General features: G+C 49.1%; 13 protein-coding genes. 7 read left to right on the top strand and 6 right to left on the bottom strand.

Annotated features, from left to right (window positions below; translation table 11 throughout):
* On the bottom strand, positions 1-938 hold a 938-nt coding region (locus ACTHUM_RS09675; RefSeq protein WP_440402836.1), incomplete at its 3' end, for a TrkH family potassium uptake protein.
* Between the two features lie 171 nt (positions 939-1,109).
* Between ACTHUM_RS09675 and ACTHUM_RS09670 the strand changes: the two genes are divergently transcribed.
* The 3 genes from ACTHUM_RS09670 (at position 1,110) to ACTHUM_RS09660 (ending at position 2,144) form a co-directional block, all read left to right on the top strand.
* A complete protein-coding gene (locus tag ACTHUM_RS09670; RefSeq protein WP_004520108.1) occupies positions 1,110-1,385 on the top strand; it encodes a type B 50S ribosomal protein L31 in 276 nt (91 codons plus the stop codon).
* Positions 1,385-1,510, top strand: a complete 126-nt coding sequence (gene ykgO / locus ACTHUM_RS09665; protein ID WP_003685279.1) for a type B 50S ribosomal protein L36 — start codon at positions 1,385-1,387, stop codon at positions 1,508-1,510. Before ACTHUM_RS09670 ends, ykgO begins: the two co-directional genes overlap by 1 nt.
* Positions 1,511-1,751: 241 nt before the next feature.
* The gene (locus ACTHUM_RS09660) at positions 1,752-2,144 is read left to right on the top strand and encodes an MliC family protein (protein ID WP_004520107.1); all 393 of its coding nucleotides are present in this window, start codon (positions 1,752-1,754) and stop codon (positions 2,142-2,144) included.
* Positions 2,145-2,362: 218 nt separating this feature from the next.
* Here the strand turns inward: ACTHUM_RS09660 and ACTHUM_RS09655 are convergent, their stop codons facing one another.
* The 4 genes from ACTHUM_RS09655 to ACTHUM_RS09640 form a co-directional block, all read right to left on the bottom strand.
* Entirely contained in the window at positions 2,363-2,737 is a 375-nt protein-coding gene (locus tag ACTHUM_RS09655) for a DUF5071 domain-containing protein (RefSeq protein WP_004520105.1), read from the bottom strand.
* Positions 2,738-3,042: 305 nt separating this feature from the next.
* Positions 3,043-5,835, bottom strand: a complete 2,793-nt coding sequence (gene ileS / locus ACTHUM_RS09650; RefSeq protein ID WP_004520103.1) for an isoleucine--tRNA ligase — start codon at positions 5,833-5,835, stop codon at positions 3,043-3,045.
* A gap of 138 nt (positions 5,836-5,973) precedes the next feature.
* Positions 5,974-6,900: a bifunctional riboflavin kinase/FAD synthetase gene (ribF, locus tag ACTHUM_RS09645; RefSeq protein WP_004520102.1), complete on the bottom strand. Its 927-nt coding sequence runs from the start codon at positions 6,898-6,900 to the stop codon at positions 5,974-5,976.
* Between the two features lie 123 nt (positions 6,901-7,023).
* Entirely contained in the window at positions 7,024-7,413 is a 390-nt protein-coding gene (locus ACTHUM_RS09640) for a hypothetical protein (protein ID WP_004520101.1), read from the bottom strand.
* Between the two features lie 160 nt (positions 7,414-7,573).
* Between ACTHUM_RS09640 and ACTHUM_RS09635 the strand changes: the two genes are divergently transcribed.
* The 3 genes from ACTHUM_RS09635 to ACTHUM_RS09625 all read left to right on the top strand — a co-directional run bounded on the left by ACTHUM_RS09635 (position 7,574) and on the right by ACTHUM_RS09625 (position 10,861).
* Positions 7,574-8,449 carry a YoaK family protein gene (locus ACTHUM_RS09635; RefSeq protein WP_003747306.1) on the top strand — a complete coding sequence of 292 codons (876 nt, stop codon included), beginning with the start codon at positions 7,574-7,576 and terminating at the stop codon, positions 8,447-8,449.
* 218 nt (positions 8,450-8,667) lie between these two features.
* A complete protein-coding gene (locus tag ACTHUM_RS09630; RefSeq protein ID WP_004520099.1) occupies positions 8,668-9,348 on the top strand; it encodes an OmpA family protein in 681 nt (226 codons plus the stop codon).
* 340 nt (positions 9,349-9,688) lie between these two features.
* Positions 9,689-10,861: an NAD(P)H-dependent flavin oxidoreductase gene (locus ACTHUM_RS09625; protein WP_004520097.1), complete on the top strand. Its 1,173-nt coding sequence runs from the start codon at positions 9,689-9,691 to the stop codon at positions 10,859-10,861.
* Positions 10,862-10,976: 115 nt separating this feature from the next.
* Here ACTHUM_RS09625 and ACTHUM_RS09620 read toward each other — a convergent pair whose 3' ends face one another.
* Positions 10,977-11,357: a carboxymuconolactone decarboxylase family protein gene (locus tag ACTHUM_RS09620; protein WP_004520096.1), complete on the bottom strand. Its 381-nt coding sequence runs from the start codon at positions 11,355-11,357 to the stop codon at positions 10,977-10,979.
* Between the two features lie 79 nt (positions 11,358-11,436).
* On the opposite strand from ACTHUM_RS09620, the gene ACTHUM_RS09615 reads away from it, so the two are divergent.
* Positions 11,437-11,796: a MerR family transcriptional regulator gene (locus tag ACTHUM_RS09615; RefSeq protein WP_004520095.1), complete on the top strand. Its 360-nt coding sequence runs from the start codon at positions 11,437-11,439 to the stop codon at positions 11,794-11,796.
* Positions 11,797-12,155 lie beyond the last annotated feature (359 nt).

Genomic DNA, 12,155 nt, shown 5'->3' with positions numbered 1-12,155 from the left:
CTTTGATAAACGTCCTGCTGCCATAAATACAATGCCGAAATCAAAATACTGCCCGACAAAACCAGCAGCATGGTGCGGCATTCTTCATCTTTCCAATACACCTGCAAGGAGCGGTTGCCCAGCGCAGTAAAGTGGCTGGCGAAATTGATACCGCCCCAGACAGTAAAAAACATCAACGTCCATTCGACTGCTACAGAATTAAAATAGGCAACGCTGTCATCATGTGTCGAAAAACCGCCCAAGGCCACAGCCGACATCGCATGGCACAAGGCATCAAACCAGCCCATGCCGGCAATATGCAAGGATACAAAGGCGGCAGCAGTTGTCAGTGCATAAGCAAACCACAGCCGTTTGGCCACTTGCGAAATACGGGGAGCCATCTTGCTTTCCTTATCCATACCCGGAATTTCCGCTTTGAAAAGCTGCGTCCCCCCCACGCCCAACATCGGCAAAATCGCCACAGCCAGCACGATAATACCCATACCGCCAAGCCAGTTGAGCATGTGCCGCCAAAAGTTTACAGACGGCGCCAGCGTATCCAAGCCGGAAATCACTGTTGCCCCCGTTGTCGTCAGCCCCGACATCGCTTCAAAAAACGCATCGGTGAAACTCATGGACGGCATATAGAAATAAATCGGCATCGCCGCCACGACGGCAAAGGCCAGCCACAGCATCAATACCAGGGTAAATCCGTCACGCGGCCGCAATTCACGGTTGAAACGCAAAGTCAGCACCCAAGTTACACACGATACCAGCAATACAGTCAAAGCCGTATAGGCAAACACGAGAAACGCGCTGTCGTGATAAAAATACGACATCAGTGTCGGCACGGCCAACAGTAATGAAAACAACAGTCCCAGCTTGGACAATACATGGACAATCGGCATCACCTTGCTTACCGCACCGCCCAATCTGAAACCCTTATGCAGATACATCATATTCCTATCATCAGAAAACAAAATGTTTCAGACGGCCTCATAAAAAAGGCCGCCTGAAACCGCATATTTTATCAAAATGCCGCAATCCCGTGATAAAGAAAAACAAAAAACACTTGCCTGCTCTTTTTCTAGGAGTATAATGTTATACCATAACATTTACTGGAGAAAAAAATGAAATCCGATATCCACCCGGACAACTATCGTACCGTCCTGTTTTACGACAGCGGCGCAGACCAAGGATGGCTTATCCGTTCATGCGCCAATACCCACGGCAAAACCATGGTTTGGAAAGACGGCATAGAGTATCCCCTCTTTTCGCTTGATACCTCTTCCGCTTCCCACCCCGTGTACACAGGCAAACAACGCAATGTCAATATCGAAGGCCGCGCCAGCAAGTTCAACCAACGTTACCAATCCATGATGTCTTCCTTCAGAAAGGATAAATAATGCAAGTCCTCTCCTCCCTGAAAACTGCAAAAAAACGACACCGCGACTGTCAAATTGTCCGCCGAAAAGGCAAAGTGTACGTTATTTGCAAGAGCAACCCCCGCTTTAAAGCACGCCAGCGTTAAGTGGCCCAACCCATATTTCAATGTAACTCTCTGAATTTTCCGCACTTTCGTTTACCTCTAGCGCAAGTGCGGTTTTTTTTCAAACGGCATTAATCATTCATATCAAAACTACAAAAAATCCTGCCATACTCCCGGAAACAGGAAGAAAAAGTAAATAATGGTTATCCCTATTGTGAAGCCATAAAGATATTTATAACATGCCGCTACATTCTTCCTTCAACACTGACCATAGGAGTCAAAAATGAAAGTAAAAGCCCTGCTTGCAATTGCCGCCGCCATGAGCCTCGCTGCCTGTGCCGCACCCGAAGCCCATCAACATGACCATGGTCACCGTCACGAGCACAATCATGACCACGGCCGTACACACGATCATGATGCCCGTGTTCAATCATTCAGCTGCGAAAATGGCCTGTCTGTACAAATCCGAAACCTGAGCACCGATCAAGTTGAATTACGCCTTGACGACAAAGTTGCCACCCTGTCTTCTGCCGTTGCAGGTTCAGGCGAACGCTATGTTGCCAACCAAGGCTTGTTCGGTAAAGGCGCCGAATGGCATCAAAAAGGCAGCGAAGCATTCTTCGGCTTCACTGACCCATACGGCAACAAAGTAGAAACTTCTTGCTCTGCCCGCTAATTTCTACTTAGCAATAGAATAGCTGAAGGCCGTCTGAAAACTTGTTTCAGATGGCCTTTCATATTGGATAAAACGAAATTTCCGTTTAAGGATAAAATGCAAATATGAGGCTATTTGAAGGTTCAAAATACGTCCATACTCCACGGATAAGTAAGACCCTTTAAAAGGTATCTTCTCCGACAATGCATTATTTCAAAATCATTAAATATATATCTACCTTAATTTAAAACTTTTTCCAAGATTTCTTTAAGGTTTTCATCATCTTCATCCAAAATTAATTTTTCTGAAATATTATGAAGACAATGTTCCAAATCAATGGCTAAGGCTACTTGGTTTTGATAGGATAATTTTGGATAGAGTTCAAGTAAAACCCAATAAATGCATATACTATCATTTGAGTAAAAAATATTTGAAACGAATGGAAGTAATGTGTCTTGTCGTTCTACAAAGATTTCGACAATTTCACTAAAAACAGGAAAGTTCGCATCTCCCAACCATCCTGAGAGCCACTCCCCCATCTCAATTAATTCCTCATCGTTGCAGTCCTTAATTTTTTTGCAAGCCTTGATGTCAAACTTATCTTTAGGGCGCATAGGATACCTCATTGCTTTATTAAAGACTTACGAATACAGAATTGTAATGATTGATCTCAATTCTAGACAAATGATTATTCGTCATTCCTGTATCCTCAACAAATTTTCTCTGAAGTAAGAGTTATTTTGTGCAATTAAACTCCTACCCTGCAATAACTTGAAACCCTATCCTGCATTTTACCTAAATCACAAATCCCAATTACCCTTCAAAATCTATTCGCTATACAAAACAGATTCAATAAACAAAGGCCGTCTGAAAACCTATTACCAAAGTTTTCAGACGGCCTTTATCTTAGACCAAATAATTAAGCGTAATGTCTTTCTTCGCCTTTACCGTCAACGTTGTCGGCACAACGTTTACAGATGGTTTCATGGCCTGCAACTGCGCCCACATCGTGGGTATAGTGCCAGCAGCGTTCGCATTTTTCACCATCACTGGCTTTAGCGGTTACAGTAAGTTCATTACCTACTTTCACTTCAGCTTTAGACACCAGCAAAGCAAAACGCAATTCTTCGCCCAAAGTGTTCAGATAATCGGCAATTTCTTCCGGAGCCGTAATTTCGGTTTCGACTTGCAATGAAGAACCGACGGTTTTATCCGTACGCAAAGGCTCGATGGCGGCAGTTACTGCTTCGCGTGCTTCGCGGATTGCCGTCCATTTTTTCACCAATTCGGCTTCGGCTTTTTCATTGATGGATGGGAACTCATGCCAGGTGTGGAAGAGGACGCTGTCTTCTTCGCCGCCACCAATGATGTCCCATGCTTCCTCTCCGGTAAAGCACAAAATCGGCGCAATCAGCAGAACCAAACTGCGTGTGATGTGATACAGGGCTGTTTGCGCACTGCGGCGTGCATGGCTATCTGCTTTGGTGGTGTAGAGGCGGTCTTTCAGGATATCGAGGTAGAACGCGCCCAAGTCTTCCGAGCAGAAAGAAACAATGTCTTTTACGGCAAAGTGAAAGGCATAACGCGGATAGTAGTCGCCTGCCAGACGCTCTTGTAGCTGACGCGCCAATACCACGGCGTAGCGGTCGATTTCCACCATATCTGCCTGTTGCACGGCATCTTCAATAGGATTGAAGTCGCTGAGGTTGGCAAACAGGAAGCTCAAAGTGTTGCGGATACGACGGTAGCTTTCAGTAACGCGTTTGAGGATTTCTTTGGAAATCGCCAATTCACCGCTGTAATCGGTAGATGCCGCCCACAGACGCAGGATGTCCGCACCGAATTCATTGTAAACTTCTTGCGGTGCGACGACGTTGCCGATGGATTTCGACATTTTACGGCCATTTTGGTCAACCACGAAACCATGGGTCAGCAGCTGTTTGTATGGTGCACGACCCATGGATGAGGCGCAACCGGTCAACATAGAGGATTGGAACCAGCCGCGGTGTTGGTCGCTGCCTTCGAGGTAGAGGTCGGCAGGCCAGTCTAATTCTTCGCGCTGTTTCAAGACGGAATAATGGGTCGAGCCTGAGTCGAACCATACGTCCATGGTATCGGAAAGTTTGTCGTAATTTTCGCAATCTTCCGCGCTCAAGAGTTCGCTCTTATCAAGAGAGAACCATGCTTCGATGCCTTTTTCTTCGATGCGTTGTGCTACTTTCTCCAAAAGCTCAGCAGAGTTCGGATGCAGCTCACCGGTTTCTTTGTGAACAAAGAAGGTCATCGGCGTGCCCCAGTAGCGTTGGCGCGAAACCACCCAGTCAGGACGACCTTCAATCATGGCTTCCAAACGCGCACGACCCCATGACGGGAAGAATTCAGTGTCATCAACGGCTTTGATGGCTTTGTCGCGCAGGGTTTTACCGTCAGCACCTGCTTTGTCCATACCGACAAACCATTGGCCGGTCGCACGGTAAATCAACGGCGTTTTGTGGCGCCAGCAGTGGGCGTAGCTGTGTTCGATTTTACTGCTTGCCAAAAGGTTGCCGGTTTCTCCCAGCCATTGCAGGATGACGGGATTGGCTTCCCAAACGCTCATACCAGCGACACGAGGTGTTTCGCTGATGTATTTGCCTTCGGCGTTGACAGGGTTGTAAAGCTCGATACCGTATTTATTGCAGACAGCGTAGTCTTCCAGACCATGCGCAGGCGCAGTGTGCACCAAGCCGGTACCGGCGTCGGTGGTAACGTGTTCGCCGTTGAGCATGAGGATATCGCGTTCGAGGAACGGATGGTTCATGTGCAGGTTTTCCAGCTTGTCGCCGGTGGTTTCTGCCAATACTTTCAGGTCGTCTGAAGCGAAGCCGTAGCGTTTGAGCGCATCTTCTGCCAAATCTTTGGCCAACACCAATTTGCCTTTAGGCGTATCAATCAATTGATACACCACGTCTGCGCCAGCTGAAACAGCTTGGCTCGCAGGCAAAGTCCAAGGCGTGGTTGTCCAGATAACGGCAAACGCTTTGCCTTCGATGTCGGACAAACCGAATGCGGCGGCAAGCGCGGCATTGTCTTTAAACGGATAGGCAACGTCAATCGCAGGCGATACTTTGTCTTTGTATTCCACTTCTGCTTCCGCCAGTGAAGAGCCGCAGTCCAAGCAGAACTGAACCGGTTTCGCGCCGCGGTAGAGATAGCCGGATTTGTAGATTTCGCCGAGCATACGCACGGTATCGGCTTCGGTTTTGAAATCCATGGTCAGGTAAGGATTGTCCCAATCGCCCAACACACCCAAGCGGATAAAGTCTTTTTTCTGACGGGCAATCTGTTCGGCGGCGTATTCGCGGCACAATTCGCGGAAACGGGCTTTGGGCATGTCTTTGCCGTGCAGCTTCTCTACCATCACTTCGATGGGCAGGCCGTGGCAGTCCCAGCCCGGCACATAAGGCGCATCAAAACCGGCTTGGGTTTTGCTGCGGATAATAATGTCTTTGAGAATTTTATTGACGGCATGACCGATGTGGATGTCGCCGTTGGCATACGGAGGACCGTCGTGCAGAATAAATTTCGGACGGCCTTTGGCGATTTCACGCAGTTTTTGGTAGCGTTTTTGCTCGTACCAGCTTTTCAGCCATGCAGGCTCGCGCTTGGCAAGATTGCCGCGCATTGGAAACGGGCTCTCGAGCAGGTTTACGGTTTTACTGTAATCGGTCATTTTCTAATCTCTATTGTTGCGGTATTTCGGTTTCAGACGGCCTGATTGCTCATTTTAAAAAGAACAGGCCGTCTGAAAGAATTCAAAGGACTTATTGTAGCCCAATTGTCTTGATTTTATAAGCGTATAGAAGCGTTTCTATGGTTTCCAAACCTTTGCATCTTCCATATCTTGCAAAATTTGGGTTTTCAATGCTTCGATACTTTCAAATTTTTTCTCGTCACGCAGTTTGTGCAGGAAGCGGACGAAGATGCGCTGGCCGTACAAATCGCCGTTGAAATCGAACAGGTGGACTTCCAACTTTTGCGAACGGTTGTTGCTGACAGTGGGGTTAAAACCAAAGCTGGCCACGCCCCGGCGCGTACCGAATGCGCCGTCAGCTTCGACGACAAATACGCCGCTTAGCGCATAATGATACGGGGGAAGCTGGACGTTGGCGGTAGGCGAGTTGATGGTGCGGCCGAGTTTTTGCCCGTGCTTGACCTTGCCGCTTAACACGTAATCGTGCCCCAACAGTTTTTTGGCGTATTCCAACTTGCCGTCTGAAAGGGCTTGGCGGACGGCGGTACTGCTGGTGCGGATGTCTTCAACGATAACGGACGGTGTGCACTCGGTTTGCATATCAGGCTGTTGTGCCAAAAGTTCGAAACAGCCTTCCCGACCCGCACCGAAACGGAAATCATCGCCAATCAGCAGATAACGCGTATTGAGCGTTTTTCGCAAAAGCCGGTCGATAAACGTTTGTGCGCTCATCTCGGAGAAAGTTTGGTTAAAGCGCAAAACCCAAATGGCATCCACACAGCCGGTTTCACGCAAAAGGCGCAATTTAGTACGCAGCGGACTGATGCGGTAAGGCAGCTTTTTCCCGGCTTTACGCGCAAAAAACTCTTTGGGCTGAGGCTCAAAAATAACAACGACAACAGGCAGACCGCGCCGGTCTGCCTCTCGTTTGAGTTTTTGCAGGATATGTTTGTGCCCGAGGTGTACGCCGTCGAAGTTGCCAATGGTTACGGCGGCTCCTTGCGGAAATTGGGGCGGATGTCGCTGTCCAAGCCAGATGTTCATGGGTAGTTGGTAGTGTGTTTGAATAGGCGGCTATTGTAAACGTTATTGCCGTTTCAATAAACCTTAGGCCGCCTGAAACCAATAAATATATGCTTTCTGACGGCCCTAAGGTTTGTTAATACCTTACCACCACCAAGGATAACGGCCAAACGGATAACCCCAATCGTCGTAATAGCGATAGTAGCGGGCTTCGCGCAGCTGTTCTTGGGAAATATAGTTTTGCCATGCCATTTTGTAGCAGGCTTGGAACATCGGGTCGGAAACTTTGTCGATATATTTGAGGCGGAAGGCTTTTTGTTCCGCAGTTGCCACACCGGGTTTGCCTTCTTCGTCAAATTTGCGGCGGATCAGTGCGGCTGTTTCCTGATCGCATTGGGCGGCAAGATTGACTTGAAGATCCTGCTCATAGCGTTTCTGCGCTTGGGCGCGTGCGGCTTTTTGCTCGGGCGTGGTGGCGCAGGCGGCCAGCAATGCAACGGCGCCAAACAATAAGGTCAGACGGATAGGATTCATCGGATGTTTCCTTATGTTTATATCTTTCTATTAATGTACGCCCTCATTGTGTAATGGGCAAGTGTGGCAACTTGGGAACACTTTAGATTATTTGTTCTTATCGGCAGACAGTTGCATATAAAATACACCCTGTATGAATGTTTAACTCCAAACCCACTCGATGAACGCTGACAAACCGCCCCACTCCTACCGATTGCGCCACCACAGGCAACACACGCCGCCGTTTTGGCAGGCGGACCGCCCTTATCTGCACGAGCACAATATTTCCGATGCCCGTTTCAGACGGCTGGGCTATATCATGGCCTTTCTTGCCGGTGCGATTAATGCGGGGGGATTTTTTGCTTTTGCGCGCTATATTTCCCACGTAACCGGCTCCATGTCTCTTTTGGCTGATGTGCTGTATCTCCAAGACTGGTGGTCTGCCGCGGTGACTTTCATCAGCGTGTTGTGTTTTGTTGCCGGTGCCGCGCATTCGGGTTGGGTAATTTTATGGACGCAGCAGATGCGTTTCCGTGGCAGCTTTGGGTTTTCCATGTGGCTGGAAGCAGTTTATCTGTTGATATTCGGCTGGTTCGGTATTGCTGCGATGGAGTGGGATTTTGGCGGCTCTGATTTTATTATGCCGTCTTTAGCATTGTTTTTATTATGTTTTATTATGGGTATGCACAATACGGTTATCACGCTTCTTTCCGGCGGCGCCATCCGTTCCACCCACATGACCGGCACGGCGACCGACTTGGGCATTGAAATCTCACGCGCGCTTTATTACTCCAAACAGCATCATCCGCGCCTACCGCACGTCCGAGTTAACAAACCGAAAATGTGGCTTTTAAGCGGATTGATGCTGTCGTTTTTACTGGGCGGCGTGGTTGGCGCATGGGGTTATCATCTGGTCGGCCATCATTTCGCCCTGCCCGTTTCCGCCGTTTTGCTCATACTGGGTGCAGGTTCAGTGGGATACGATGTCAAGGTCAGATTGAAATGGGCATTCGTCAACTGGTATCGCCGCAAGCAGAAAAAACGGAAGAAACTGTAAAAAACTTTGCTTGTTATTTCGCGACAAAACGGCCAAACTGTCGGAGAAATGCAGAAATGCTTCAGAATTATGTTAACTGGCAAATATTTTCGTAATATCGGGTTAAACCCATTCTTTTGCGTTTCGGATATTGAGTATCATAAATCCGTAATGATCCACGCGGTTTTTATTCATTTTTTCAGACGGCCCGGGCCGTCATCTAATAAAGAGGATACGACATGAAATTCTTGAAACCCCTGACCGTTATTGCCACTGCAATTCCTTTGGCGCTCACCGGCTGTGTAACTGATCCTGTTACCGGCCAACAATCCGCCAGCAAAACCGCTATGTACGGTTTGGGCGGTGCGGCTGTTTGCGGCATCGTTGGTGCACTGACCCACGGCGGTAAAGGCGCGCGTAACTCCGCATTGGCTTGCGGTGCAGTAGGTGCGGGTATCGGCGGTTACATGGACTACCAAGAGAAAAAACTGCGTCAAAGCCTGGCCAACACCAACATCGAAGTTGAACGTCAAGGCAACCAAATCAAACTGGTTATGCCTGAAAACGTAACCTTCGCTACCGGCAGCGCCGCCCTGAGCGGCCATGCTCAAAGCGCCCTATCTGCCGCTGCGCAAACTTTGGTTCAATATCCTGACACCACTTTGACCATCAACGGCCACACCGACAACACCGGTAACGACGCCATCAACGAGCCATTGTCTCGCAACCGCGCCGAATCTGTTGCCACTTTCCTGCAATCCCGTGGCGTAAGCAGCACCCGTTTGAGCACTTTCGGTTACGGCTCCCGTCAACCAATCGCCTCCAACGCTACTGTTGAAGGCCGCGCACAAAACCGCCGCGTTGAAATCTTGATCAACCCTGACCAACGCGCCATTGATGCCGCTAAAAAACAAATGTAATCCGACATCTGTCCGATTCCCATACTTAAGGCCGTCTGAAATTTCAGACGGCCTTTTTCTTTGTAGATTTTGTTTGCAATTTCGCCTCCTCAATCCAACCCATCATAAAATTTATTCCTTTATTAACAAGACTTTTCAATTTTTTCTTTAAAAAAACTGTATTAATACTCTAATTTTTACACTAACTTAGAGTATAATTCCTAAAATTTTAAAAACACGCCTCATGCCGTCTGAAAAACGGCGGCGAAAAACACACTTATTTATATACACATCAGCCCGTTATCCAATCCATTTCATAGGATTTCAGACGGCACTATCCAGAATCTATGAAGGAGCATCCATGCAAAACAACTTTGACCCATTGATTATCCGTGGCAAATCACTGATCCCCGTCGTACAAGGCGGTATGGGTGTAGGCGTTTCCGCATCAAAACTCTCTAGCGCGGTTGCGCGCGAAAACGGCGTAGGTACCATCGCCAGCGTCGATTTGCGCCACTTGCACGAAGATTTGCTGGCTGAATCAAAAATCGATTCCAGCGAAGAAAAATACACCCGCCTCAACTGCATCGCGCTTGACCGTGAAATCAAAAAAGCCAAAGCCGATTCAGAAGGCAAAGGCATGATCGCCGTCAACGTCATGAAAGCCGTCAAAGACCATGCCGCCTACGTCCGTCAGGCCTGCGAATCCGGTGCAGACGCGATTGTAATGGGCGCAGGTTTACCTTTGGACTTGCCGGAAATGGCCGAGGGCTATCACAAAGATGTCGCCCTTTTCCCTATTTTGTCCGAATCACGCGGTATCAACATCGTTTTGAAACGTTGGATGAAAAAAGGCATCTTGCCCGATGCCATCGTTATCGAACACCCAGCCCACGCAGCCGGCCACTTGGGTGCGGCAACCGTTGACGGCGTGAACGATGCCAAATTCGAGTTCAAACGCGTTATTGAAGAAACGTTTGAAGTATTCAAAAACTTGGGCTTGGAAAGCGAAAAAATCCCGTTGGTACTCGCCGGCGGCATGGCAAACTTTGAAAAAGTCAAAACAGCCTTGAAAAACTGGGGCGCGTCCGCCGTTCAAATCGGTACCGCGTTTGCCGTGACCGAAGAAGGCGATGCCCACATCAACTTCAAGAAAACGCTGGCCGGTGCGGAAACCGAAAAAGTGGTTGAATTCATGTCTGTTGCCGGTTTGCCTGCACGCGGCGTGCGCACCAAATTCCTCGACAACTACATCAAACGCGAGGCCAAATTGCAAGCCAACGCCAAAAACGATCCGCGCCGTTGCACCCAAGGCCTGAACTGCCTGACCAGCTGCGGCTTGCGCGACGGTTTGGCCAAAGCCGGTCAATTCTGTATCGACATCCAACTTTCCGCCGCATTCCGCGGCGAGGTCGATAAAGGCCTGTTTTTCCGCGGCAAAGACCCATTGCCGTTTGGCAACGCCATCCGTACGGTTCAAGAAACCATTCATTATCTTTTGAACGGTTCCCTGCCCGTCGTCCCTGCCAAATAAACGCATCAATTTGTTTTGTGGATGTGCAGGCTGCTTTTCGTTTCTCAGGAACTCCGTTTTAACTTCGTTGAAGCTGCGCTTTCAGGTAGCCTTTTTAGGTTTCAGGCAGCCTGCATCACTCCGCCGCCGCAAACACCTCCTTCGCTACAAACACCGCATTCAGCACCTTCGGAAAACCCAAATACGGGATACATTGGATAAACGCCTCCACAATTTCATCGCGCGTCAGCCCCACGTTCAGCGAAGCGTGGATATGCACGCGCAACTGGTTTTCACAGCCGCCCTGCGCCGCCAGAGCCGCCAGCGTTACCAGCTCGCGCTGCCGCACATCAAGCTGCGGGCGCTGGTAAATCTCGCCAAACGCGAAACCAATGATGTATTTGCCCAAATCGGGCGAAATATCCGCCAACGCCTGCCTCACCTTGTCGCCCTGCTCGCCGTCGATTTCGTTCAGCTTCGCTAAGCCGCGTGCCATTAAATCCTGATGATTCAACATTTTTCGTCTCCATACTCAAATTTGCAAAATTGCACGGACAGGTTAAACTATCAAGCGCACTTTATAGCAAGGAGATTTGATGCAGACCAAGGAATTTGCCGCGCAAACGGGTTTGTCCGCCGCCACGCTGCGCTACTACGAGCAGGAAGGGCTGCTGCGCCCCGAACGAAACGCCAACGGCTACCGCGAATACGGTGCGCGCGATTTGGAATGGGTGGGTTTCATCCTTCGGCTGAAAGACATGGGCGTGCCGCTGGCGCAAATCAAGGAATACGCGCGGCTGCGGCATTTGGGCGATGAAACCGTCCCCGAACGTTACCGGATTTTGCAGGAACATCAGGCGGCTTTGAAACGCAAACGGCAGGAATTGGACGCTCATTGGGCGTTTTTGGAGCGGAAGCTGGCGTGGTATCGTGAGAAGATGGGCGGGCAGGGATAAGCAGCCTAAAAGCGTGAAAAGCAGCCTGCACATTTGGGAAAGCCCAAGTGCAGGCTGCTTTTGTGTTCCAACTTCGTTAAAGCTCGCGCTTTCAGACGGCCTTATCGGGGCGAGCGTCCCAAAACATAATTATTACAATTCACACGCCATGAATTGCTGAGCGCCCAGTGATAATCGATGATGATGTCTTCCGAATTGGTGAAAAAGGTGCGGTCGCTGTGCTGGCCGTAGCAGACGTTGCTGTAATAGTTGGTGATGACGGGACCGTTTTGACTGCATTCAAAAGGCCGTCTGAAAACATTTAAACCCTGTTTTCAGACGGCCTTTTTGTCCCAATCTATCTAAAAAATGCTAAGATT

It is taken from the genome of Neisseria sp. P0021.S006, assembly GCF_051956895.1.
The sequence above is the reverse complement of the archived record's forward strand: the minus strand, read 5'-3'. Positions and strand labels throughout refer to the sequence as shown.

Coding starts and splice junctions, on each gene's coding strand:
- ACTHUM_RS09670 (WP_004520108.1), top strand. CDS start 1,110: ATGAAATCCGATATCCACCCGGACAACTATCGTACCGTCCTGTTTTAC.
- ykgO (WP_003685279.1), top strand. CDS start 1,385: ATGCAAGTCCTCTCCTCCCTGAAAACTGCAAAAAAACGACACCGCGAC.
- ACTHUM_RS09660 (WP_004520107.1), top strand. CDS start 1,752: ATGAAAGTAAAAGCCCTGCTTGCAATTGCCGCCGCCATGAGCCTCGCT.
- ACTHUM_RS09655 (WP_004520105.1), bottom strand. CDS start 2,737: ATGCGCCCTAAAGATAAGTTTGACATCAAGGCTTGCAAAAAAATTAAG.
- ileS (WP_004520103.1), bottom strand. CDS start 5,835: ATGACCGATTACAGTAAAACCGTAAACCTGCTCGAGAGCCCGTTTCCA.
- ribF (WP_004520102.1), bottom strand. CDS start 6,900: ATGAACATCTGGCTTGGACAGCGACATCCGCCCCAATTTCCGCAAGGA.
- ACTHUM_RS09640 (WP_004520101.1), bottom strand. CDS start 7,413: ATGAATCCTATCCGTCTGACCTTATTGTTTGGCGCCGTTGCATTGCTG.
- ACTHUM_RS09635 (WP_003747306.1), top strand. CDS start 7,574: ATGAACGCTGACAAACCGCCCCACTCCTACCGATTGCGCCACCACAGG.
- ACTHUM_RS09630 (WP_004520099.1), top strand. CDS start 8,668: ATGAAATTCTTGAAACCCCTGACCGTTATTGCCACTGCAATTCCTTTG.
- ACTHUM_RS09625 (WP_004520097.1), top strand. CDS start 9,689: ATGCAAAACAACTTTGACCCATTGATTATCCGTGGCAAATCACTGATC.
- ACTHUM_RS09620 (WP_004520096.1), bottom strand. CDS start 11,357: ATGTTGAATCATCAGGATTTAATGGCACGCGGCTTAGCGAAGCTGAAC.
- ACTHUM_RS09615 (WP_004520095.1), top strand. CDS start 11,437: ATGCAGACCAAGGAATTTGCCGCGCAAACGGGTTTGTCCGCCGCCACG.